This window comes from Paraburkholderia aspalathi (assembly GCF_900116445.1).
Classification (GTDB): domain Bacteria; phylum Pseudomonadota; class Gammaproteobacteria; order Burkholderiales; family Burkholderiaceae; genus Paraburkholderia; species Paraburkholderia aspalathi.
Genome location: NZ_FPBH01000018.1, coordinates 141,572 through 163,501 on the forward strand (window position 1 = coordinate 141,572; position 21,930 = coordinate 163,501).

The window sequence follows — 21,930 nt, forward strand, 5'->3', positions numbered from 1 at the left end:
GCTCAGTGGGCGCGTGATAGGTACGCGTTGAAACCGTGATCGAGATAGGCATTGAGCGGCAAGTCGTCGCTTAGCATGGCTGCATCGATATCGGCGAGTTCGGCGGTGCGTTGCTGGTCTTCCCAGTAGGCGATGCCCACGAGGCTGACGACCAGCGCGACGAGCGGCCACGCGAGCGCAAAGCGGCGCAGCGGCGAGCGGCGGCGCTGCGGCATCTCGACCTGCGGCATCCCGGAGGGCATGCCGGCACCGGCGAAGGCGGGTACGAACACCGGCGCGCTCACGGTCTCGGGCTTCTTGCGAGCGAGCGCGGCACGGCGCGCCACAGCGAGCCGGTCGACGGTGGCGGGCGGAATACTGGCGGCGGTTTCGTCGAGCGCGCGGCGCACCTGGCGGGCGAACTCGAGTTCTTTGGTTTCTAGGGAGCTCATAGCGTGATTCCTTTAGCCTTGAGCGCTTGCGCCAGCGTGTGGGTGGCCCGCGAGCAGTGTGTTTTCACACTGCCTTCGGAGCAGCCCATCGCGGCGGCAGTCTCGGCGACATCCATATCTTCCCAATAACGCATGAGAAACGCCTCCCGTTGACGTGCCGGTAACTTTTGGATCTCGTCGTCGATTAACTGTAAGACTTGTTCGCGTTCGAGTTTCTGTTCGTTGCTTTCTGAGCCCGCTGAACCTTGCTGCGCCTCGAATGTTTCGAGTGGGTCGAATTCGTCGTCGTCGGCGTTGCCGAGCGAGGAGAACAGACTAACCCAAGTATTGCGCACTTTGGCACGACGGAAATAGTCGTGCATCGCATTCTGGAGAATACGCTGAAACAGGAGCGGAAGTTCGGCGGCCGGACGGTCGCCGTATTTTTCGGCGAGCTTGATCATCGCGTCCTGCACGATATCGAGCGAGGCGTCGTCGTCCCGCACGGCGTAGACCGTCTGCTTGAATGCGCGCCTTTCGACGCCCGCCAGAAAATCGGCGAGTTCCTTGTCTGATGCCATCCGTTTGGGGGTCGGCGCAGCGTGCGTGCGCGTAATCGGTCGAAAAATGTCGTAAAACTCGCGGATGCTAACAAACTTTCGCTCCGCTGGGGCGAAACCTGTCCTACCTTGCATCTCTATAACACGGTCTCGGTCGTTTTTGACCCATTGTGGGATTCAGCGGCAGGCCGCCAGGGCAATATTTGCTTGACCGCGCGAACATCTGCAGATATCTTCGCTGGTTCGCAACATAAGTGACTTGTCTCAATTGAGGTGTGGCCCAAGAAGCTCACCTGTCAACTGGACGCGCCGCTTGAACCCGAGCCACAAGCCCGGCAGAGAGCACCCGATCAATTTTTTGCCGAAAATTCGAAAGGTGAATAAATGAATATGCCCAGCGCGGAATTCTCCACGTCGGATACGACCCCCCATCCTGAAGCTGACTCTATCGGCGCCACCGTGCTCATGCGCGCTTTGGCCGACGAAGACGTCGAGTTTGTGTGGGGCTATCCCGGCGGCTCGGTACTCTACATTTACGACGAGCTGTACAAGCAGGACAAATTCCAGCACATCCTCGTGCGCCACGAACAAGCCGCAGTCCACGCCGCCGACGCCTATGCGCGTTCCACCGGCAAAGTGGGTGTGTGCCTCGTGACCTCCGGCCCCGGCGTTACCAATGCGGTGACCGGCATCGCCACGGCCTACATGGATTCGATCCCGATGGTGATCATCAGCGGCCAGGTGCCGACTGCTGCGATCGGTCAGGATGCGTTCCAGGAGTGCGATACGGTCGGCATCACGCGTCCCTGCGTGAAGCACAACTTCCTCGTGAAGGACGTGCGCGACCTCGCGGCTACCGTCAAGAAAGCTTTCTACATCGCCCGTACCGGCCGTCCCGGCCCGGTGCTGATCGACATTCCGAAAGACGTGTCGAAGATGCCGTGCCAGTACGAACCGCTCAAGACCGTTTCGCTGCGCTCGTACAACCCGGTCACGAAAGGTCACTCCGGCCAGATTCGCAAGGCTGTGGCCTTGTTGCTGTCGGCCAAGCGTCCGTATATCTACACCGGTGGCGGCATCATTCTCGCGGATGCGTCGCGTGAGCTGAACCAGTTCGCCGATCTGCTCGGTTATCCGATCACCAATACGTTGATGGGTCTGGGCGGCTACCGCGCGAGCGACAAGAAATTCCTCGGCATGCTCGGCATGCACGGCACGTACGAAGCCAACATGGCGATGCAGCACTGCGACGTGCTGATCGCGATCGGCGCGCGCTTCGACGACCGTGTGATCGGCGATCCGGCGCACTTCGCATCGCGCCCGCGCAAGATCATCCATATCGACATCGATCCTTCTTCCATCTCCAAGCGCGTCAAGGTCGACATTCCGATCGTCGGCGACGTGAAGGAAGTGCTGAAGGAGCTGATCGAGCAGTTGCAAACGGCCGAGCATGGCCCTGACACCGCGGCGCTCGCCGACTGGTGGAAGGACATCGAAGCCTGGCGCGCCAAAGACTGCCTGAAGTTCGATCGCAAGAGCGACATCATCAAGCCGCAGTACGTGGTGGAAAAGGCGTGGGAACTGACCGACGGCAATGCCTTCGTGTGTTCCGACGTCGGCCAGCACCAGATGTGGGCGGCGCAGTTCTATCGCTTCAACAAGCCGCGCCGCTGGATCAATTCCGGTGGCCTCGGCACGATGGGCTTCGGCCTGCCGGCGGCGATGGGCGTGAAGATGGCGCACCCGGACGACGACGTGCTCTGTATCACGGGCGAAGGCTCGATCCAGATGTGTATCCAGGAACTCTCGACCTGCAAGCAGTACGAGACGCCCATCAAGATCATTTCGCTGAACAACCGCTATCTGGGCATGGTGCGCCAGTGGCAGCAGATCGAATACAGCAAGCGCTATTCGCATTCGTACATGGATGCGCTGCCGGATTTCGTGAAGCTCGCCGAGGCGTACGGCCATGTCGGCATGCGTATCGAACGTACGGCCGATGTCGAGCCGGCGCTGAAGGAGGCGCTGCGCCTGAAAGATCGCACGGTGTTTCTCGATTTCCAGACCGATCCGACCGAAAACGTCTGGCCGATGGTCCAGGCCGGCAAGGGCATCACTGAGATGCTCATGGGTTCGGAAGATCTATAACGACGGTTTTTAGCGTTGGCTTCGTCATGCGCGCCTTCAAAAAGGGCGAAGGCGGACGAAGCGGCGCGAAACCGCTCGCATACATCGACAAAACATCTGGAAGAAGCGAAACATGAGACACATTATTTCTGTCCTGCTGGAAAACGAACCGGGCGCGTTATCACGCGTGGTGGGGCTGTTCTCGGCACGCGGCTACAACATTGAAACCTTGACGGTGGCTCCGACCGAAGACCGTTCGCTGTCGCGCATGACCATCGTCTCCATTGGCTCGGACGACGTGATCGAACAGATCACGAAGCATCTGAACCGCCTGATCGAGGTGGTGAAAGTGGTCGACCTTACCGAGGGCGCCCACATCGAACGCGAGCTGATGTTGATCAAGGTAAGGGCGGTCGGCAAGGAACGTGAGGAAATGAAACGGATGTCGGATATTTTCCGCGGCCGGATCATCGACGTCACAGAAAAGACCTACACGATCGAACTGACGGGCGCGAGCGACAAGCTCGATGCCTTCATTGAAGGGATCGACGCGACTGCGATTCTCGAAACCGTCCGTACGGGCAGTTCGGGCATCGGCCGCGGCGAGCGCATTCTGAAGGTTTGACGCGCGCTTATCGACGATTCGCTAACGTTTCGATCGGGGCCGGGCAGTGCCTTCAAGAGCCCGGCCAAGCAACACACCATTCGCAGTATTTGTATTTCACTGATTTCACCGAATTTAGCCAAGGAACCGACATGAAAGTTTTCTACGACAAGGACGCCGACCTCTCCCTCATCAAGGGTAAGCAAGTCACCATCATCGGCTATGGCTCGCAAGGCCATGCTCACGCGCTGAACCTGAAGGAAAGCGGCGTGAATATCACGGTCGGTCTGCGCAAGGGCGGCGCATCGTGGAGCAAGGCTGAGAACGCCGGCCTGCAAGTCAAGGAAGTGGCGGAAGCCGTCAAGGGCGCGGACGTCGTCATGATGCTGCTGCCGGACGAGCAGATCGCTGAAGTCTACGCAAAGGAAGTGCACGCCAACATCAAGCAAGGCGCAGCGCTCGCCTTCGCACACGGCTTCAACGTGCACTACGGTCAGGTGATCCCGCGTGCTGACCTCGACGTGATCATGATCGCGCCGAAGGCACCGGGCCACACGGTTCGCGGTACGTACTCGCAAGGTGGCGGCGTGCCCCACCTGATCGCCGTTGCACAAGACAAGTCGGGCGCAGCACGTGACATCGCGCTGTCGTACGCAGCAGCGAACGGCGGCGGCCGTGCCGGTATCATCGAAACGAACTTCCGCGAAGAAACGGAAACCGACCTGTTCGGCGAACAAGCCGTGCTGTGCGGCGGTACGGTCGACCTGATCAAGGCCGGCTTCGAAACGCTGGTGGAAGCGGGTTACGCGCCGGAAATGGCGTACTTCGAATGCCTGCACGAACTGAAGCTGATCGTCGACCTGATCTACGAAGGCGGCATCGCGAACATGAACTACTCGATCTCGAACAACGCCGAATACGGCGAGTACGTGACGGGTCCGCGTATCGTGACGGCTGAAACGAAGAAGGCGATGAAGGCCGTGCTGACGGACATTCAGACCGGTGAGTACGCAAAGAGCTTCATCATCGAAAACAAGGCTGGCGCACCGACGCTGCAATCGCGTCGCCGTCTGACGGCCGAGCACCAGATCGAAACGGTGGGTGCCAAGCTGCGTTCGATGATGCCGTGGATCGCCGCGAACAAGCTGGTCGACCAGTCGAAGAACTAAGAAGCCAGTTTTATCGCATCTGACCGGCGCGGCGCCTCGTCGCAGCAGCCGGTAATGCAAAAAGCCGTCCAAGGGTGCTGAACCCTGGGCGGCTTTTGCTATCCTACGGTTTTACAAAAATACAGAAGCCATCCATGAATTACCCTCATCCGATCATCGCGCGAGAAGGCTGGCCGTTCATCGCCATCGCGGCCGTCGTTGCATTACTGGTTCATGCCTTCGCGGGATTCGGCTTTGCATGGCTGTTCTGGCTGATCCTGATCTTCGTCGTGCAGTTTTTCCGCGATCCTGCGCGCCCGATTCCGACTCAGGCGAATGCCGTACTGTGCCCGGCCGACGGCCGTATCGTCGCAGTCGAGACAGCGCATGATCCGTATGCCAACCGTGAAGCGCTGAAGATCAGCGTGTTCATGAACGTTTTCAATGTCCATTCGCAGCGCTCACCGGTGGACGGTGCGATCTCCAAGGTCGAATATTTCCCGGGCGCGTATCTGAATGCCGCTGTGGATAAGGCTTCGCTCGAAAACGAGCGCAATGCGGTGGTGATCCAAATGGCCGGCGGCCAGACGGTGACGTCGGTGCAGATCGCCGGTCTGATTGCGCGGCGCATTCTTTGCTACGTACGCTCAGGTGAGCCGCTCACGCGTGGCCAGCGTTATGGATTTATCCGTTTTGGCTCGCGTGTCGACGTGTACCTGCCGGTTGGCAGCCGTCCGCGTGTGTCGATCGGTGAGAAGGTTTCCGCGTCGTCCACGATCCTCGCTGAACTATAAAGCGGCACCAAGGAGGTTTTCCGAATGGCCGCATTCAAACCGCGTCGACCCCGCAACAGCGGGCAGCTCCCGCGCCCGTTCCGCCGTAACAAGCCGATCGTGGCGGAGACAGGCGCAGTCGAGAGTCGGCGCGCTCAGCGTCAGCAGTTTCTGAGGAAACGCGGCATTTACCTGCTGCCGAACGCGTTTACCACCGCCGCGCTCTTTTGCGGCTTCTTCGCGGTGGTGCAGGCGATGAACGTGCGCTTCGAAATCGCGGCAATCGCGATCTTCGTGGCGATGGTGCTGGACGGCATGGACGGACGGGTCGCCCGCATGACGCATACGCAAAGCGCGTTCGGCGAACAGTTCGACAGCCTCTCGGACATGGTCTCGTTCGGTGTGGCGCCGGCGCTTGTGATGTACGAGTGGATTCTGAAAGATCTCGGCCGCTGGGGCTGGCTCGCGGCGTTCGTCTACTGTTCGGGGGCGGCGTTGCGTCTCGCGCGCTTCAACGCGAACATCGGTGTGGTCGACAAGCGCTTCTTCCAGGGTATGCCGAGCCCAGCGGCCGCGGCGCTGATCGCCGGTTTCGTGTGGCTCGCCACCGACAACCGCGTGCCGCTCAAGCTGGTGTGGCTGCCGTGGGTCGCTTTCGTGCTGACCATCTACGCCGGTGTGACGATGGTGTCGAACGCTCCGTTCTACAGCGGCAAGGCGCTCGATGTGCGGCACCGCGTGCCGTTCGGCGTGATTCTGCTCGTGGTGGTGGCGTTCGTGCTGGTGTCGTCCGATCCGCCGCTGATGCTGTTCGGCCTGTTCGTGCTGTACGGTCTGTCGGGCTATGTGTTCTGGGGCTATCAGGCGCTGCGGGGCAGGGCGAATCCGGCTCGGTCCGTGGCGCGGGACAGGTAACGGCGCAGCTTCGTTACATGAGCGTGAAATGAGAAAACGGCAGTCTTCGCAGGCTGCCGTTTTTCGTTGTCGAGCCCGTCCGGCGGCGCGCGGCAGGCAGGTCCGACGCCAATTGCACGGCGACAGGAATGCCGCTATAGTCGTTGGATAAATGCGTTCAGGTTCCCATTTGAGCTGCAGCACGAGCCTCAACAAGCTGGTGCGCCGCGGGTGCGCTAGTGCTGGCGCATCTAGCGCGCTGATCGCTTATCGTTTTCCGCCCTCCGTCTGCCTCGTCTGCGGCTTTTAGCGTCGCCAACGGTGGCGCAAAACGCCCGAATTCCAATATCCGATCCCCACAATTGAACGACTCCTCAGGAGACCCGACATGGCCGACAAACTGATCATATTCGACACCACGTTGCGTGACGGCGAGCAATCGCCCGGCGCGTCGATGACGAAAGAAGAAAAAATCCGCATCGCAAAGCAGCTCGAACGGATGAAGGTGGACGTGATCGAAGCGGGCTTCGCGGCCAGTTCGAATGGCGACTTCGATTCGATCCACACCATCGCGGGCCTGATCAAGGACAGCACGATCTGCTCGCTGGCCCGTGCGAACGACAAAGACATTCAACGCGCTGCTGACGCACTCAAGCCGGCCGATCATTTCCGCATCCACACGTTCATCGCAACGTCGCCGCTGCATATGGAAAAGAAGCTGCGCATGACGCCGGATCAGGTGTTCGAACAGGCGAAGCTGGCGGTGCGTTTCGCCCGCAAGTTCACGGACGACGTCGAGTTTTCGCCGGAAGACGGCAGCCGTTCGGACATGGATTTCCTGTGCCGCGTGCTGGAAGCGGTCATTGCGGAAGGCGCCACCACCATCAACATTGCGGACACGGTCGGCTATGGCGTGCCGGAGTTGTACGGCCAGCTCGTGAAGACGCTGCGCGAGCGGATTCCGAACTCGCATAAGGCGGTGTTCTCGGTGCATTGCCATAACGACCTCGGCATGGCGGTGGCGAACTCGCTGGCTGGTGTGCAGATCGGCGGCGCGCGTCAGGTCGAGTGCACGATCAACGGTCTCGGCGAGCGTGCAGGTAATACGTCGCTCGAAGAAATCGTGATGGCGGTGAAGACGCGCAAGGATTACTTCGGCCTTGAAATCGGTCTCGATACCACGCAGATCGTGCCGGCTTCGAAGCTGGTGTCGCAGATCACCGGTTTCGTCGTGCAGCCGAACAAGGCGGTGGTTGGTGCGAACGCGTTTGCGCACGCATCCGGCATCCACCAGGACGGCGTGCTGAAAGCGCGCGACACGTACGAAATCATGCGTGCCGAAGACGTGGGCTGGAGCGCGAACAAGATCGTGCTGGGCAAGTTGTCGGGCCGTAATGCGTTCAAGCAGCGTTTGCAGGAACTGGGTATCGCGCTCGATAGCGAAGGCGAATTGAACACGGCGTTCGCACGCTTCAAGGAATTGGCCGACCGCAAGTCGGAAATCTTCGACGAAGACATCATCGCGATCGTCACTGAGGAATCGGCAGAAGCACAGGAGAAGGAGCACTACAAGTTCCTGTCGTTGTCGCAGCATTCGGAAACCGGTGAGCAGCCGCACGCGAAGATCGTGTTCTCGGTCGAAGGCAAGGAAGTGACCGGGGAAGCACGTGGCAACGGTCCCGTGGATGCCACGCTCAATGCGATCGAAACGGAAGTGGGCAGCGGTTCGGAGTTGCTGCTGTACTCGGTGAATGCCATTACAACCGGTACGCAGGCGCAAGGCGAAGTGACCGTGCGGCTGTCCAGGAGCGGGCGCATCGTCAACGGTGTGGGCACCGATCCGGATATCGTCGCGGCTTCCGCGAAGGCGTATATCTCGGCGCTGAACAAGCTGCATTCGAACTTCGATAAGTTGAATCCGCAACGTTCGGAGTGATGGAAGCAGGCGCGCTGATTGCGTGCCCGCTGAACCGGATTGTCAAGAAGCCCTGTGCTCCCAAAAGCACAGGGCTTCTTGCTTTTGTGGTGTCTCCTCCTCGAGTGTCGCGCTGAAGTACCGCGCGCTGAAACTACTCCGCAGCCGCACGCCGCATCGACCACCCGCGCGCCGCGCGTGCCTGCGCCTGGACCTGATGCCGCACTTCGACTGCGATCTCGCGGCGCGGCGCATCGGCGACAAACGTATCCAGCAGTTCGCGCACATCGTGATCGACGAAATCGGCACGCGTTGCGTCGACGATCAAGGTCGCGCCGTCGGGAATCTGCTGCAGGTAGTGCTTGAGCGGCACCTTGCCGAGAAACGACACGTCCTTGCGAAACGACAGCAGGTAGTGATCGCCGTGCTGCGCGAGCACGATTGGGCTACGCAGGTTCGCATACAGCGCGAGCAGCACGCTGCACAGAATGCCGAGCACGATGCCGATCAGCAGATCGGTGGCGAGTACGCCGACCAGCGTGACGATGAACGGCGCAAACGGCGCGAAACCCTGCTTGGCGATGGCGACGAACAACGACGGTTTGGCGAGCTTCACGCCGGTGAAGATAAGAATCGCCGCGAGGCACGCAAGCGGAATCAGGTTGATGACGCTGGTGAGCGCGAACACGCTGAGCAGCAGCAACACGCCATGAATGATCGCGGACAGCCGGCTTTGAGCGCCCGCATGCACATTGGCGGAGCTGCGCACGATGACCGAGGTGATCGGCAGGCCGCCGATCGCGCCGGCGATCAGGTTACCCACGCCCTGTGCCTTCAATTCGCGATCCGGCGGCGCGGCACGTCGGGCGGGATCGATCTGCTCGACCGCTTCAAGGCTCAGCAGCGTTTCGAGACTCGCGACGATCGCCAATGTAATGGCGACGCGCCAGACATCAGGATTGACCAGTTGCGCGAAGTGTGGCCCGAAGTCGGCCCATTGGAGCGCGACTTGCAACGCAGCGAACGACTCGAGCGACGGCAGCGCGACACGATGCTCGGCGGGCGGCGCGAGCGACGGGGCGAGCAACCCGAGCAGCAGCGTCGCGCCGATGCCCAGCAGCACCACCGCGAGCGGTGCGGGTACAAGGCGCACCAGCGCAAAGCGACGTAACGCGCGCGTTTCCCAGCCCACCAGAATCGCGAGCGACAGCAAAGTGATCACGCAGGCCGCGAGTGATATCGAGCCGAACGGCGTCGATACGCTGCCGGCCATATGGGCAGCGGCTTGCGATCCGGCCGACGCATTCGCGCCGGATAGCCCAAGCGCGAGCGGAAACTGCTTGACGATCAGCAGCACGCCGATCGCCGCAAGCATGCCCTTGATCACGGGCGATGGCACATAGGCCGCAAATCTGCCGGCCTTCAGCATGCCGAATCCGAATTGAATCGCGCCGGACAGCAATACGGCCAGCAGGAACGCGGAGAAGCTGCCGAGTTGCGCGATTCCGTCGACGACGATCACGACGAGGCCCGCCGCGGGCCCGCTGACGCTCAGCCGCGAACCGCTCAGCACGGCCACCACCAGGCCGCCGACGATGCCCGATACAAGCCCGGCAAATGGCTCGACGCCCGAGGCGTTGGCGATGCCCAGACATAGCGGCAGCGCCACCAGAAAAACGACCGTGCCAGCCAGCAGATCGCGCTGAAACGTGGAAAAGAAAGCTCGAAGGTTCATGGTGTCGGTGCAGTAGTGGGTGGAGCCCTGTGTGCTGCGAAGGCAAAGGCGAAGGCCATGCTGCGGCCGGTTTCATAAGAGCTGCGCACTAGGCGGCGCTATGGGCGGCTGTTGTGCAGGTCATCGCGTCGTCGGCTTCGTAGCCGGACGTGAGTACCTTGATGCGCCCGTCCTCGAGCGCGAAGATCCAGCCGTGAACGAGGGGTGCCGGGTCAGCATCGCGCACGATCGCACTCGCGCGTAACTGGCGCACTTGCTCGAGCACGTTCAACTCTGCGAGGCGGTCGATACGCTCACGCTCGCTTGCGTGACTCCGGAGTTCGTTGCCATGCGCCTTTGCCAACGCGCACAGAGGTGCGATCCGTCGATTCACATGCGGCAACGTCGGTTCCGGCGGCAGCAGGGCGGCGCGCACACCACCGCAGCCATAGTGCCCGCAGACGATCACGTGCCCCACCTTCAGCACGCGCACCGCGTATTCGAGGACGCTCGCGGTGTTGTCGTCGTCGGGATGAAAAAGGTTGGCGATGTTGCGGTGAACGAACAGATCGCCGGGCTCGCAATGCGTGATGGTTTCTGCGGGCACGCGGCTGTCCGAGCAGCCGACCCACAGCACATGCGGATTCTGGCCTCGCACCAGATCACGGAAAAATTCGGGGTTGCGCGCGGCGGTTTCATACGCCCATGCGACGTTGGCGACCAGCAGGCGTTTCGGACGGTTCATCGATAGTGGCTCCGTAAGTAGGGCGCACAGACTCGTCGCCGACACCACGGCTGTGCCCGGACGGCGCAGCGGGTGCAATCGGTACTGAATCAATGCTTACGAAAACCTTTCTATCAAAAAATAAATCTGCTGTGCGCGAAATAAAATTCGTGGGCATGCGCAATAAATAAAAAAAAGCCGCCTGAAAAGGCGGCTTGGCAAATCCATGCGCAATGGGTTCGAGCGAGCGCTCAGAACAGGCTGCGGCGATCCGGGTCGTGCAAGGGATCAGGCGTTTTTTGCGTGAGCCGCACGATGCCCTGGTCGTCGAAATAGAAGCTGTACATCATGTACCAGACGTTGTCTTCCAGATAGCGATACGTCCAGACCTCGCGCTTCATCAACGGGAAGTACGACGTTTCGACGGGGCGGCCGAAGTTCACCAGCACGTCGCTCTTCGTCCACTTGCCGATCTCCGCCCGGTAGAACTCGTTGGGCTGAAGCACCTGACGCACGGTGACGATCTTGCCGGATGCGTCGATGTCGGCGGCGGTAGTGGTTTCGCCCATTGGCTGGGTCGGCCACATCAGCCGCTTGCCGCCGTTGGGCAGATCGTAGCTTTCACGCGGCGCGCCAAGGCGGGCGACGATGGTCGATTCGTCCGCGCCTTGTTGGTATTGCTGCCATGGCTGCACGCAGCCGGCGAGCGTAGCCGTGAGCGCGAGTGCGCCCAGGCAGACGAGCGCGGCGTGGCGCAGGCGTGCTGCGGGCGGCGCTTCGATCGACGCCGCCGTGGATGGGTGGCGGTTGAACATGAATTCCTCCGATGGCATTTGTGCAGCGGTTTTTATCATCGAGACACAATATTTTGACACGGGCGGCGGCAAAAAATTTGCGCTTCGTACAAGCCCCACTGTAATTACGATAACGGCTTTGCCGGCTTGCTTATTCCATCTGGAACGCCCTATGATCCGCGCTTCGACGAATCCAGCGGGGCAATGACGATGGCGAAGTGGCAACGGGCGGCAGCAGCGGCAGTCGTGGCGCTGGCAGCGATTTCGATGGCCGCGGCGGCGCTCGCCGCGGGAGAAACGGTGCCGGGTCCGGCAAGCAAGCCGGTCAATAAGCCGATGGGTGCACCGATCCAGTTGGCGCTGATCGAAGGCATGTCCGGCCCCTTCGCGAATGCGGGCGCGGCGGTGGAGCGCAATCTGCGCTTCGGTGTCGAGCAGGTGAATGCGGAAGGCGGCGTCAAGCTCGCCGACGGCGCGCATCCGCTCGAACTGGTGGTGCTCGACAGCAAGGGCAGTGCCGAGGAGGCGCTCGTGCAATTGCGCGCGGCCGCCGACCGCCACATCGGCTACATCATGCAGGGCAATAGCTCGGCGGTCGCCGCGGCGCTGATCGGCGCGATCGAGAAACAGAACAGCCGCGAACCGGGCAACCGCGAGCTGTTCCTCAATTATTCCGCCGACGATCCGGCCTTGACCAACGCCAATTGCAGTTTCTGGCACTTTCGCTTCGACGCACACGCAGGCATGCGCATGGATGCGTTGGCTGATGTGATCCAGCGCGACAAAGCGGTGAAGAAGGTCTATCTGCTGAATCAGGATTACAGTTTCGGCCACGACGTCAGCAGCCTCGCGCGTTCGACCCTGGCGACCAAGCGCCCCGATATTGCGGTTGTCGGCGACGAATTTCATCCGATTGGCCGCGTGAAGGACTTCGCGCCCTACATCGCGAAGATCCGCGCGAGCGGCGCGGATGCGGTGATCACCGGCAACTGGGGCAACGACCTGACGCTTCTGGTCAAGGCGGCACGCGAACAGGGCCTGGACACCCGGTTTTACACCTTCTACGGCAACAGCCTCGGGGCGCCTGCCGCGTTGGGCGACGCCGGCGTCAAACACGTGATCGCGGTGGCCGACTGGCACCCGAACGCCGGCGGCGCGGCCTCCGACGCCTGGTACGCGGCGTTTCGCGCCCGTTTCCCGGCTGCACAAGACGACTACCCGGTGCTGCGCATGCCGCTGATGATCGAGACCTTGGCCGTGGCGATGAACCGCGCCGGCAGTGCCGACCCGACGGCGGTCGCCCGGGCGTTGGAGGGCATCAAGTTCGACAACGGCTTCCACGCCTCCTGGATGCGCGCCGACGACCATCAGCTGATCCAGCCCCTTTACGTGATGGAAATGGACAAGGCCGGCACGCCGGGCGTCAAGTTCGACAACGAAGGTTCGGGCTATGGGTTCCGCACGGTGCTGGCTTTGCCGCCCGAACGGACTGTGCCGTCAACGGTATGCAAGATGAAACGGCCGTAAAACAGCCCCTGAACAAACCCGGGCCGGCCACGATCCCGCCCGGCACAGCAGGGTTCGCGGCCGGATCGGGCTGTGCTACAATACGCGTCCCGTTGTGAGGCATGGCTGCAAATGATTGCAGATATGCGCCCACGGGTAACCCACGGCACGGCCTTTCTTCCGTGACCGCCTGTCTAGTTCTCAAGGAAATCGACATGTCCGCAGTTGAAACAAGCAAGAAGTCCGAAGTCGTTGCGCAATTCGCACGCGCAGCTAACGACACCGGCTCCCCCGAAGTTCAGGTCGCGCTGCTCACGACCCGCATCAACGAACTGACCGTTCACTTCAAGGCACACACGAAGGATCACCACAGCCGCCGCGGTCTGCTGCGCATGGTGAGCCGCCGTCGTAAGCTGCTCGACTACCTGAAGGGTAAGGACGCGGATCGTTACCGCGCACTGATCGAGAAGCTGGGTCTGCGTAAGTAATCGGCCAGTCGTTCAGCAAGATGCCTGTGTCAGTTCCACTGATACAGGCATTTTGTTTTTGCACGGTGCGCTTCATGTGATGTGCACCGCCTGCCGGTCGCGGTAGCGTGACGATTCATGCGGCGCCTAGCAGGAAAACAGCAGTAAGAAAAGCAGCAAAAAGCAGAAATACGGCCGGGCTTCAGGGCAGAGCTTTGTGTCATTCCAGCGGTTCGCGCGCGTACATAACGTAGGGCGTGGTTCTCTGGAATGGCATAACACTACTCTTCCCCTGTGGCGCCGGTCCTGGCGTTGCCGCGCCGCTTCTGGTCCGCGCGGCATAACGAAGAGGAAAAGCAATGACTATGTTCAATAAGATCGTCAAAGAATTTCAGTGGGGCCAACATAAGGTTCGCCTCGAAACGGGCGAAATCGCTCGTCAGGCGAGCGGTGCGGTGATCGTCGATGTCGAAGACACCGTTGTGCTGGCTACTGTGGTCGGCGCCAAGACCGCCAAGCCGGGTCAGGACTTCTTCCCGCTGACCGTCGATTACCTCGAAAAGACCTACGCTGCAGGCAAGATCCCCGGTGGTTTCTTCCGCCGCGAAGGCCGTCCGTCGGAAGGCGAAACGCTGATTTCGCGCCTGATCGACCGTCCGCTGCGTCCGCTGTTCCCGGAAGGCTTCTACAACGAAGTCCAGGTCGTGATCCACGTCCTGTCGCTGAACCCCGAAATTCCCGCTGACATCCCCGCGCTGATCGGCGCGTCGGCGGCGCTCGCTATTTCCGGTCTGCCGTTCAACGGCCCGGTCGGCGCAGCACGCGTGGCCTACATCAACAACGAATACGTGTTGAACCCGACGCGTCCGCAAATGAAGGAATCGGCGCTCGACCTGATCGTTGCGGGTACGGAACGCGCGGTGCTGATGGTGGAATCGGAAGCACAACAACTGACCGAAGAAGTGATGCTCGGTGCAGTGGTGTTCGGTCACGAACAAATGCAGGTCGCGATCGACGTAATCCACGAGCTGGTTCGCGAAGGCGGCAAGCCGGAATGGGACTGGAAGCCGGCCGCCAAGAATGAGCCGCTGATCGCACGCGTGTCGGAACTGGCGCAAGCCGATCTGCTCGCCGCTTATCAGATCCGCGACAAGCAAGCCCGTTCGACCAAGCTGAAGGAAGTCTATGCAGCGACGTCGGCCAAGCTGGAAGAAGAAGCAGCGGCAGCCGGCACGGTTGCAGCAGACAAGGCTAGCGTCGGCAATGTGCTGTTCGACATCGAAGCGAAGATCGTCCGTACCCAGATCCTGAACGGCGAGCCGCGTATCGACGGCCGTGACACGCGCACCGTGCGCCCGATCGAAATCCGTACCGGCGTGCTGCCGCGTACGCACGGCTCGGCACTGTTCACGCGTGGCGAAACGCAGGCTCTGGTTGTCGCAACGCTGGGCACCAAGGGCGACGAGCAGAACATCGACGCGCTCGAAGGCGAGTACCGCGAACGCTTCATGCTCCACTACAACATGCCTCCGTTCGCGACCGGCGAAACGGGTCGCGTCGGTTCGCCGAAGCGCCGTGAAATCGGTCACGGCCGTCTGGCCAAGCGCGCGCTGGCTGCGTGCCTGCCGAGCGCCGACGAATTCGGCTACTCGATCCGCGTCGTGTCGGAAATCACCGAATCGAACGGTTCGTCGTCGATGGCTTCGGTGTGCGGCGGCTGCCTCGCACTGATGGACGCCGGCGTGCCGATGAAGGCGCACGTCGCCGGCATCGCGATGGGCCTGATCCTGGAAGGCAACAAGTTTGCCGTGCTGACCGACATCCTCGGCGACGAAGATCACCTCGGCGACATGGACTTCAAGGTGGCGGGTACCGAGCAAGGCGTGACTGCGCTGCAGATGGACATCAAGATCCAGGGCATCACCAAGGAAATCATGCAGGTCGCTCTCGCGCAAGCGAAGGAAGGCCGTATGCACATCCTCGGCAAGATGACCTCGGCTGTGTCGGGCGCGAACACGGTGCTGTCGGACTACGCACCGCGCATGATCACCATCAAGATCAATCCGGAAAAGATCCGCGACGTGATCGGCAAGGGTGGTTCGGTGATCCGCGCGCTGACGGAAGAAACCGGCACGACGATCGATATTTCGGACGACGGCGTCGTCACCATCGCCAGCACCAGCAGCGAAGGGATGGCCGAAGCGAAGAAGCGTATCGAGAACATCACGCTGGAAGTCGAAGTGGGCCAAGTGTACGAAGGCACCGTGCTCAAGCTGCTGGACTTCGGTGCGATCGTGAACATCCTGCCGGGCAAGGATGGTCTGCTGCACATCTCCGAAATCGCCAATGAGCGTATCAAGGACATCAACGACTACCTGAAGGATGGCCAGCAGGTGAAGGTCAAGGTCATCCAGACGGACGAAAAGGGCCGCGTGCGTTTGTCGGCCAAGGCGTTGCTGAACGACGCCGCAAACGGCGCGCCGCAAGGCGAACCGACGCCGCAGTAATGCGGTAGCAGGGCGACGGCCGGCAGCGCGAATGCGCGCCGGCCGTTTTTCATGAAGGGCGCAGGGTGGATTGCGTTGTCGGCAAGCAGGTGCGAACCGGCGCAAACGGGTACTCTCTCTAAGCGAGGCATGTTGCCTCGGCTCAGACGATTTCCGACGGTAGGCAACGCAATCCAATCTTGGAGTTGACGCAGATGAAAGCGATCGAAATCACCGAATTTGGCGCGCCGGAAGTCCTCAAGCTGGCGGAGCGGCCCACGCCGCAGCCGAAAGCGGGCGAGGTGCTGATCAAGGTGGCGGCATCAGGCATCAACCGTCCGGACGTATTTCAGCGCAAGGGTGGCTATGCGCCGCCACCGGGTGCGTCGGACCTGCCGGGGCTGGAAGTGGCGGGTGAGGTCGTCGGCGGCACCATCGACGAGAAGAACAATCCGTTCGGTCTGAAAATCGGCGATCGCGTGTGCGCGTTGCTTGCGGGCGGTGGCTATGCGGAATATGCGACCGCGCCGCTGTTGCAGTGCCTGCCGGTACCCGCCGGTTTGTCGGATGTCGAGGCGGCTTCGCTGCCGGAAACATTCTTCACGGTGTGGAGCAATGTGTTCGATCGTGCGCAGCTTGGCAAGGGCGAGGGCGCCCCGAACGAGACGCTGCTGGTGCAGGGCGGCTCGAGCGGCATCGGCGTGACGGCGATCCAGATTGCGCATGCGCTGGGTTTTCGCGTGTTCGCCACGGCCGGGTCGGACGAAAAGTGCCGCGCCTGCGAAGCGCTCGGCGCCGAACGGGCGATCAACTACAAGACTGAGGATTTCGTCGAAGTCATCAAGTCACTGACGAACGATCGTGGTGTCGACGTCGTTCTCGACATGGTGGCGGGCAGTTATGTGCCGCGCGAGCTGACCGCGCTGGCCGACGGCGGCCGCATCGTGCTGATCGCCTTGCTGGGCGGCGCGAAGGCCGAGCTGAATCTGAACGAAGTGCTGCGCCGCCGTCTGACGGTGACGGGTTCGACGTTGCGTCCGCGGCCGATCGAGTTCAAGGCGAAGATCGCCGCGCAGTTGAAAGAGCGCGTGTGGCCGCACCTCGAAGATGGCCGCATTAAGCCAGTGGTGCATCGTGTGTTTCCGGCAGCGCAAGCCGCCGAAGCGCACGCGCTGATGGAAAGCAGCACGCACGTCGGCAAGATCGTGCTGACTTGGGGTCAGGACGCTTGACACGGTTGGTTTGACCCGATCCACCCCACGCAGTAAAATTGCGCGTTTTGCGCACGCCGCATGAATACGAAAGGCGGGCTGTAAGCGCAAACCAAGTCCGCCGCCAATACACGAGACGACGAGACGATGTCGAAACAACGAGCCAAGCTGGTAGTCGGTAACTGGAAGATGCACGGGCGCCTCGCCGAGAATGCAACGCTGTTGCAGGCCGTGGCGCAAGGCGCGGGAGAATTGCCGGCTGATGTGCGCGTCGGTGTCTGTGTGCCGAGCCCTTACCTCGCGCAGACTCAATCGTTGCTGGAAGGCGGCAAGGTCGTGTGGGGCGTGCAGGATGTCTCCGCGTTCACGCATGGCGCCTATACCGGTGAAGTGGCGGCGCAGATGGTGGTGGATTTCGGCGCCACGCTTGCGATCGTCGGGCACTCGGAGCGCCGTGCTTACCATCGCGAAAGCGCAGAGCTGGTCGCGGTGAAGACACAGCGCGCACTGGAAGCAGGTTTGACCCCGATCGTGTGTGTCGGCGAAACGCTTGAAGAGCGTGAGGCTGGTTCGACGGAGCAGGTGGTCGGCGCGCAGCTGGATGAGGTGCTGGCGAAGCTGTCGGTAGCGGATGCGGCACGCATCGTCGTCGCGTACGAACCGGTCTGGGCGATTGGCACCGGCAAGAGCGCTACATCGGATCAGGCGCAGGCAGTGCATGCTTTCCTGCGTTCGCGTCTGGCGGCAAAGGGCGCGGCAGTGGCGGATGTGCCGGTGTTGTACGGCGGCAGTGTGAAGCCGGAGAACGCGGAAGAATTGTTCCGCGAGCCGGATATCGACGGTGGCCTGATCGGCGGCGCGTCGTTGAAAGACCAGGATTTCCTGGCGATCTGCAAAGCGGCGGCCGCGACGAGCGTCGCCGGTTAAGCAGGGCGCCTTGGCGAGGATGACCCAATCCCGCGCGGCACACTTTGTGTGGTGCGGTTAAATAAAGACTCAGGTGAGTGTGATGCTGTATTTGAAAACATTGATTATCGTCGTTCAGCTGTTGTCGGCACTCGGGGTCATTGGCCTTGTCTTGCTGCAGCACGGCAAAGGCGCCGATATGGGCGCTGCTTTCGGTAGCGGCGCGTCGGGCAGCCTGTTCGGCGCGACCGGTTCGGCAAACTTTTTGTCGCGTACCACGGCCGTCCTCGCAGCCGTGTTTTTTGTAACGACATTGACGCTGACGTACCTCGGCGCATATCGTGCGAAGCCGTCCGCAGGCTTGCTGGGCGCGGCTGTGACCGCGCCGGTCGCGGCTTCCGCGGCGGCCGCTCCGGCGGGTGGTTCGGCAGTGTTGCCGGCGTCGGCTGCGTCCGTCCCGGCTACGGATGTGCCGAAATAAATTTTTCGTTCAAAGTGCTTTTGTGCGTTGAACAAACTGTTTAGACCAGTTACAATCTAAGTCTTGAAGCGATTCGCGGGTTTTATAAGTTGTTTTCCCGGATTGCAGTTAGTGCCGACGTGGTGAAATTGGTAGACACGCTATCTTGAGGGGGTAGTGGCGAAAGCTGTGCGAGTTCGAGTCTCGCCGTCGGCACCAAATGTTATCTAATGCCAGCCGCTTGCTTCGCTTCGGCTGGCATTTTCACTTCTGACGCGCGGCTTGCGTTGGGCTTGCGGCATGTACGTTGCCGAAGTGATTTCGCGTCAGGAGTGCTATGCTCTTGGCGGCATTCAGAACCAACCGATAGAGGATAGTCTTGAACCTCGCAGCCTATTTCCCCGTCTTGTTGTTCCTCATTGTGGGCACCGGTTTAGGCGTAGCACTGGTCAGCATTGGCAAGATCCTCGGTCCCAACAAGCCCGATACCGAGAAAAACGCACCATACGAGTGCGGCTTCGAAGCATTCGAAGATGCGCGCATGAAGTTCGATGTGCGTTACTACCTCGTCGCCATTCTCTTCATCATTTTCGACCTTGAAACCGCGTTCCTGTTCCCGTGGGGCGTAGCCTTGCGCGACATCGGCTGGCCTGGCTTCATGGCGATGATGATTTTCCTGCTCGAATTCCTGTTGGGCTTTGCCTATATCTGGAAGAAGGGCGGCCTCGACTGGGAATGATGGATTAATCGCCGGTTTGCGTGGGTGGCCAAGGCTTGCCGCCCCGTCTGGAGTGGAAAGCAAATGAGTATCGAAGGGGTCTTGAAGGAAGGGTTTGTCACCACGACGGCTGACAAACTGATCAACTGGACGCGCACCGGCTCGTTGTGGCCGATGACGTTCGGTCTCGCGTGCTGCGCGGTCGAGATGATGCATGCGGGCGCTGCCCGTTATGACCTTGACCGTTTCGGCGTGGTGTTTCGTCCGAGTCCGCGTCAGTCGGACGTGATGATCGTCGCCGGCACGTTGTGCAACAAGATGGCGCCGGCTCTGCGCAAGGTCTACGATCAGATGGCCGAGCCGCGCTGGGTGATTTCGATGGGCTCGTGCGCGAACGGCGGCGGCTACTACCACTATTCCTATTCGGTGGTGCGCGGCTGCGATCGGATCGTGCCGGTCGACGTCTACGTGCCAGGTTGTCCGCCTACGGCGGAAGCGCTGGTGTATGGCGTGATCCAGCTGCAGGCCAAGATCCGCCGCACCAACACAATCGCCCGTCAATAAGGCCAACGCCTCCCCCACAATATGGCAAGCAAACTCGAGACCCTGAAAGCGAACCTCGAGGCGGCCTTTGGCGGCCTCCTGTTGAGCACCACCGAGGCAATCGGTGAGTTGACGATCGTCGTGAAGGCGAGCGACTACATCAATGTGGCAACGCGTCTGCGCGACGACCGCTCGCTCGGTTTCGAGCAACTGGTCGATCTATGCGGCGTCGACTATCAGACCTACGCCGATGGCGCCTATGACGGCCCGCGTTTTGCGGCCGTTCTGCATTTGTTGTCGGTGCAGAACAACTGGCGTCTGCGTCTGCGTGTATTCGCACCAGACGACGAAATGCCGATCGTCGCGTCAGTCGTCGATATCTGGAGTTCGGCCAACTGGTACGAACGCGAAGCATTCGACCTGTACGGCATCGTCTTCGAGGGTCACCCGGACCTGCGCCGCATCCTGACCGACTACGGTTTCATTGGTCACCCGTTCCGTAAAGATTTTCCTGTCTCCGGCTACGTCGAAATGCGTTACGACCCGGAAGAGAAGCGCGTCGTCTATCAGCCTGTGACGATCGAGCCGCGGGAAATCACGCCGCGCGTGATCCGCGAGGATCGCTATGGCGGTCTGAAACACTAAGAGAACGCCATGGCAGAGATCAAGAACTACACGCTCAACTTCGGTCCTCAGCACCCGGCCGCGCACGGTGTGCTGCGCCTCGTGCTCGAACTCGACGGCGAAGTCATTCAGCGCGCCGATCCGCACATCGGCCTCCTGCATCGCGCGACTGAAAAGCTCGCGGAAACCAAAACTTTCATCCAGTCCGTGCCGTACATGGACCGCCTCGACTACGTGTCGATGATGGTCAACGAGCACGGCTACGTGATGGCGATCGAAAAGCTGCTCGGCATCGAAGTGCCGATTCGCGCGCAGTACATCCGCGTGATGTTCGACGAAGTCACGCGAGTGCTGAACCACCTGATGTGGATCGGCGCACACGCACTCGACGTCGGCGCGATGGCGGTCTTCCTGTACGCGTTCCGCGAACGCGAAGACCTGATGGACGTGTACGAAGCGGTGTCCGGCGCACGGATGCATGCAGCTTACTACCGTCCGGGTGGCGTGTACCGCGATCTGCCTGACGCAATGCCGCAATACAAAGCTTCGAAGATCCGCAATGCGAAGGCATTGTCGAGGATGAACGAGAACCGTCAAGGTTCGCTGCTCGACTTCATTGACGATTTCTTCACGCGTTTCCCGAAGTGCGTCGACGAATACGAAACGCTGCTCACCGACAACCGGATCTGGAAGCAACGTCTGGTCGGTATCGGCGTGGTCAGCCCGGAGCGCGCGCTGAACCTCGGCATGACCGGCGCGATGTTGCGCGGCTCGGGTATCGAGTGGGATCTGCGCAAGAAGCAGCCGTACGAAGTCTACGACAAGCTCGATTTCGACATTCCGGTCGGCGTGAATGGCGACTGCTATGACCGATATCTGGTTCGCGTCGAAGAAATGCGCCAATCCACACGGATCGTGAAACAGTGCATTGAGTGGTTGCGCAAGAATCCAGGTCCGGTGATGGTCGACAATCACAAGGTTGCGCCGCCGTCGCGGGTCGGCATGAAGTCGAACATGGAAGATCTGATTCACCACTTCAAGCTCTTCACGGAAGGCTTCCATGTGCCGGAAGGCGAGGCATATGCCGCAGTCGAGCATCCGAAGGGCGAGTTCGGTATCTACCTGATCTCGGACGGCGCGAACAAGCCGTATCGCCTGAAAATTCGGGCGCCGGGCTACGCGCACCTGTCTACGCTCGACGAAATGGCGCGCGGTCACATGATCGCCGACGCTGTGACGATCATCGGTACGCAGGACATCGTGTTCGGCGAAGTCGATCGCTAGGACGTATTCATCAGCGCGCGTCTTCAGATTGCACCGAAGCGCGCGTCAAGCAAAGGAACGCC

General features: G+C 61.0%; 22 protein-coding genes and 1 tRNA gene. 18 read left to right on the top strand and 5 right to left on the bottom strand.

The window, feature by feature from the left end:
- Window positions 1–2: 2 nt before the first annotated feature.
- Together BM438_RS25400 and BM438_RS25405 are read right to left on the bottom strand one after the other, a co-directional pair.
- Window positions 3–431 carry a DUF3619 family protein gene (locus BM438_RS25400; RefSeq protein ID WP_054034972.1) on the bottom strand — a complete coding sequence of 143 codons (429 nt, stop codon included), beginning with the start codon at window positions 429–431 and terminating at the stop codon, window positions 3–5.
- Window positions 428–991, bottom strand: coding sequence for an RNA polymerase sigma factor (locus tag BM438_RS25405; RefSeq protein ID WP_054034971.1), 564 nt, complete (start codon window positions 989–991; stop codon window positions 428–430). The genes BM438_RS25400 and BM438_RS25405 overlap by 4 nt, the downstream gene beginning before the upstream one ends.
- 363 nt (window positions 992–1,354) lie before the next feature.
- Between BM438_RS25405 and BM438_RS25410 the strand changes: the two genes are divergently transcribed.
- From BM438_RS25410 to BM438_RS25435, 6 genes are all read left to right on the top strand, one after another.
- Window positions 1,355–3,118 (top strand): acetolactate synthase 3 catalytic subunit, encoded by a 1,764-nt coding sequence (locus tag BM438_RS25410; RefSeq protein WP_054034970.1) that lies wholly within the window; start codon window positions 1,355–1,357, stop codon window positions 3,116–3,118.
- Between the two features lie 112 nt (window positions 3,119–3,230).
- Complete coding sequence (gene ilvN, locus BM438_RS25415; RefSeq protein WP_011487482.1) at window positions 3,231–3,722, top strand: acetolactate synthase small subunit; 492 nt, start codon at window positions 3,231–3,233, stop codon at window positions 3,720–3,722.
- Window positions 3,723–3,853: 131 nt separating this feature from the next.
- The gene (ilvC, locus tag BM438_RS25420) at window positions 3,854–4,870 is read left to right on the top strand and encodes a ketol-acid reductoisomerase (protein ID WP_012432364.1); all 1,017 of its coding nucleotides are present in this window, start codon (window positions 3,854–3,856) and stop codon (window positions 4,868–4,870) included.
- 134 nt (window positions 4,871–5,004) lie between these two features.
- A complete protein-coding gene (locus tag BM438_RS25425) occupies window positions 5,005–5,643 on the top strand; it encodes a phosphatidylserine decarboxylase (protein ID WP_093639600.1) in 639 nt (212 codons plus the stop codon).
- A 24-nt stretch (window positions 5,644–5,667) separates the two neighbouring features.
- Window positions 5,668–6,537 carry a CDP-diacylglycerol--serine O-phosphatidyltransferase gene (gene pssA, locus BM438_RS25430; RefSeq protein WP_093639603.1) on the top strand — a complete coding sequence of 290 codons (870 nt, stop codon included), beginning with the start codon at window positions 5,668–5,670 and terminating at the stop codon, window positions 6,535–6,537.
- 367 nt (window positions 6,538–6,904) lie between these two features.
- Window positions 6,905–8,452, top strand: a complete 1,548-nt coding sequence (locus tag BM438_RS25435; RefSeq protein ID WP_054034966.1) for a 2-isopropylmalate synthase — start codon at window positions 6,905–6,907, stop codon at window positions 8,450–8,452.
- Between the two features lie 133 nt (window positions 8,453–8,585).
- On the opposite strand, the gene BM438_RS25440 is transcribed toward BM438_RS25435, so the two are convergent.
- From BM438_RS25440 to BM438_RS25450, 3 genes are all read right to left on the bottom strand, one after another.
- Entirely contained in the window at window positions 8,586–10,166 is a 1,581-nt protein-coding gene (locus BM438_RS25440; RefSeq protein WP_093639606.1) for a SulP family inorganic anion transporter, read from the bottom strand.
- Window positions 10,167–10,254: 88 nt separating this feature from the next.
- On the bottom strand, window positions 10,255–10,890 hold the full coding sequence (locus tag BM438_RS25445; RefSeq protein ID WP_093639609.1) for a carbonic anhydrase: 636 nt from the start codon (window positions 10,888–10,890) through the stop codon (window positions 10,255–10,257).
- Window positions 10,891–11,120: 230 nt separating this feature from the next.
- Window positions 11,121–11,684 carry a hypothetical protein gene (locus BM438_RS25450; protein ID WP_093639612.1) on the bottom strand — a complete coding sequence of 188 codons (564 nt, stop codon included), beginning with the start codon at window positions 11,682–11,684 and terminating at the stop codon, window positions 11,121–11,123.
- On the opposite strand from BM438_RS25450, the gene BM438_RS45890 reads away from it, so the two are divergent.
- From BM438_RS45890 to BM438_RS25505, 12 genes are all read left to right on the top strand, one after another.
- Complete coding sequence (locus BM438_RS45890) at window positions 11,683–11,871, top strand: hypothetical protein (RefSeq protein ID WP_208620705.1); 189 nt, start codon at window positions 11,683–11,685, stop codon at window positions 11,869–11,871. The genes BM438_RS25450 and BM438_RS45890 overlap by 2 nt on opposite strands.
- Window positions 11,868–13,190: a branched-chain amino acid ABC transporter substrate-binding protein gene (locus tag BM438_RS25455; RefSeq protein WP_093639615.1), complete on the top strand. Its 1,323-nt coding sequence runs from the start codon at window positions 11,868–11,870 to the stop codon at window positions 13,188–13,190. The genes BM438_RS45890 and BM438_RS25455 overlap by 4 nt, the downstream gene beginning before the upstream one ends.
- Window positions 13,191–13,384: 194 nt before the next feature.
- Window positions 13,385–13,657: a 30S ribosomal protein S15 gene (gene rpsO / locus BM438_RS25460; RefSeq protein WP_011487489.1), complete on the top strand. Its 273-nt coding sequence runs from the start codon at window positions 13,385–13,387 to the stop codon at window positions 13,655–13,657.
- A 338-nt stretch (window positions 13,658–13,995) separates the two neighbouring features.
- Window positions 13,996–16,143, top strand: coding sequence for a polyribonucleotide nucleotidyltransferase (gene pnp / locus BM438_RS25465; RefSeq protein ID WP_208620706.1), 2,148 nt, complete (start codon window positions 13,996–13,998; stop codon window positions 16,141–16,143).
- Window positions 16,144–16,337: 194 nt separating this feature from the next.
- Entirely contained in the window at window positions 16,338–17,354 is a 1,017-nt protein-coding gene (locus BM438_RS25470) for an NAD(P)H-quinone oxidoreductase (protein WP_093639621.1), read from the top strand.
- A gap of 126 nt (window positions 17,355–17,480) precedes the next feature.
- Window positions 17,481–18,260 (top strand): triose-phosphate isomerase, encoded by a 780-nt coding sequence (gene tpiA / locus BM438_RS25475; protein WP_093639624.1) that lies wholly within the window; start codon window positions 17,481–17,483, stop codon window positions 18,258–18,260.
- An 82-nt stretch (window positions 18,261–18,342) separates the two neighbouring features.
- Complete coding sequence (secG, locus tag BM438_RS25480) at window positions 18,343–18,720, top strand: preprotein translocase subunit SecG (protein ID WP_054034962.1); 378 nt, start codon at window positions 18,343–18,345, stop codon at window positions 18,718–18,720.
- A gap of 113 nt (window positions 18,721–18,833) precedes the next feature.
- Window positions 18,834–18,918 (top strand) — tRNA-Leu (locus BM438_RS25485).
- A 160-nt stretch (window positions 18,919–19,078) separates the two neighbouring features.
- A complete protein-coding gene (locus BM438_RS25490) occupies window positions 19,079–19,438 on the top strand; it encodes an NADH-quinone oxidoreductase subunit A (RefSeq protein WP_007175615.1) in 360 nt (119 codons plus the stop codon).
- Between the two features lie 63 nt (window positions 19,439–19,501).
- Complete coding sequence (locus BM438_RS25495; RefSeq protein ID WP_006052903.1) at window positions 19,502–19,981, top strand: NuoB/complex I 20 kDa subunit family protein; 480 nt, start codon at window positions 19,502–19,504, stop codon at window positions 19,979–19,981.
- Between the two features lie 21 nt (window positions 19,982–20,002).
- Entirely contained in the window at window positions 20,003–20,605 is a 603-nt protein-coding gene (locus BM438_RS25500; protein ID WP_093639627.1) for an NADH-quinone oxidoreductase subunit C, read from the top strand.
- A gap of 9 nt (window positions 20,606–20,614) precedes the next feature.
- Complete coding sequence (locus BM438_RS25505) at window positions 20,615–21,868, top strand: NADH-quinone oxidoreductase subunit D (protein ID WP_093639630.1); 1,254 nt, start codon at window positions 20,615–20,617, stop codon at window positions 21,866–21,868.
- Window positions 21,869–21,930: the final 62 nt, after the last annotated feature.

Excerpts from the sequence above, each read along its gene's own strand:
- BM438_RS25400 (WP_054034972.1), bottom strand. The coding sequence starts at position 431 with ATGAGCTCCCTAGAAACCAAAGAACTCGAGTTCGCCCGCCAGGTGCGC.
- BM438_RS25405 (WP_054034971.1), bottom strand. The coding sequence starts at position 991 with ATGGCATCAGACAAGGAACTCGCCGATTTTCTGGCGGGCGTCGAAAGG.
- BM438_RS25410 (WP_054034970.1), top strand. The coding sequence starts at position 1,355 with ATGAATATGCCCAGCGCGGAATTCTCCACGTCGGATACGACCCCCCAT.
- ilvN (WP_011487482.1), top strand. The coding sequence starts at position 3,231 with ATGAGACACATTATTTCTGTCCTGCTGGAAAACGAACCGGGCGCGTTA.
- ilvC (WP_012432364.1), top strand. The coding sequence starts at position 3,854 with ATGAAAGTTTTCTACGACAAGGACGCCGACCTCTCCCTCATCAAGGGT.
- BM438_RS25425 (WP_093639600.1), top strand. The coding sequence starts at position 5,005 with ATGAATTACCCTCATCCGATCATCGCGCGAGAAGGCTGGCCGTTCATC.
- pssA (WP_093639603.1), top strand. The coding sequence starts at position 5,668 with ATGGCCGCATTCAAACCGCGTCGACCCCGCAACAGCGGGCAGCTCCCG.
- BM438_RS25435 (WP_054034966.1), top strand. The coding sequence starts at position 6,905 with ATGGCCGACAAACTGATCATATTCGACACCACGTTGCGTGACGGCGAG.
- BM438_RS25440 (WP_093639606.1), bottom strand. The coding sequence starts at position 10,166 with ATGAACCTTCGAGCTTTCTTTTCCACGTTTCAGCGCGATCTGCTGGCT.
- BM438_RS25445 (WP_093639609.1), bottom strand. The coding sequence starts at position 10,890 with ATGAACCGTCCGAAACGCCTGCTGGTCGCCAACGTCGCATGGGCGTAT.
- BM438_RS45890 (WP_208620705.1), top strand. The coding sequence starts at position 11,683 with ATGAATTCCTCCGATGGCATTTGTGCAGCGGTTTTTATCATCGAGACA.
- BM438_RS25450 (WP_093639612.1), bottom strand. The coding sequence starts at position 11,684 with ATGTTCAACCGCCACCCATCCACGGCGGCGTCGATCGAAGCGCCGCCC.
- BM438_RS25455 (WP_093639615.1), top strand. The coding sequence starts at position 11,868 with ATGACGATGGCGAAGTGGCAACGGGCGGCAGCAGCGGCAGTCGTGGCG.
- rpsO (WP_011487489.1), top strand. The coding sequence starts at position 13,385 with ATGTCCGCAGTTGAAACAAGCAAGAAGTCCGAAGTCGTTGCGCAATTC.
- pnp (WP_208620706.1), top strand. The coding sequence starts at position 13,996 with ATGACTATGTTCAATAAGATCGTCAAAGAATTTCAGTGGGGCCAACAT.
- BM438_RS25470 (WP_093639621.1), top strand. The coding sequence starts at position 16,338 with ATGAAAGCGATCGAAATCACCGAATTTGGCGCGCCGGAAGTCCTCAAG.
- tpiA (WP_093639624.1), top strand. The coding sequence starts at position 17,481 with ATGTCGAAACAACGAGCCAAGCTGGTAGTCGGTAACTGGAAGATGCAC.
- secG (WP_054034962.1), top strand. The coding sequence starts at position 18,343 with ATGCTGTATTTGAAAACATTGATTATCGTCGTTCAGCTGTTGTCGGCA.
- BM438_RS25495 (WP_006052903.1), top strand. The coding sequence starts at position 19,502 with ATGAGTATCGAAGGGGTCTTGAAGGAAGGGTTTGTCACCACGACGGCT.
- BM438_RS25500 (WP_093639627.1), top strand. The coding sequence starts at position 20,003 with ATGGCAAGCAAACTCGAGACCCTGAAAGCGAACCTCGAGGCGGCCTTT.
- BM438_RS25505 (WP_093639630.1), top strand. The coding sequence starts at position 20,615 with ATGGCAGAGATCAAGAACTACACGCTCAACTTCGGTCCTCAGCACCCG.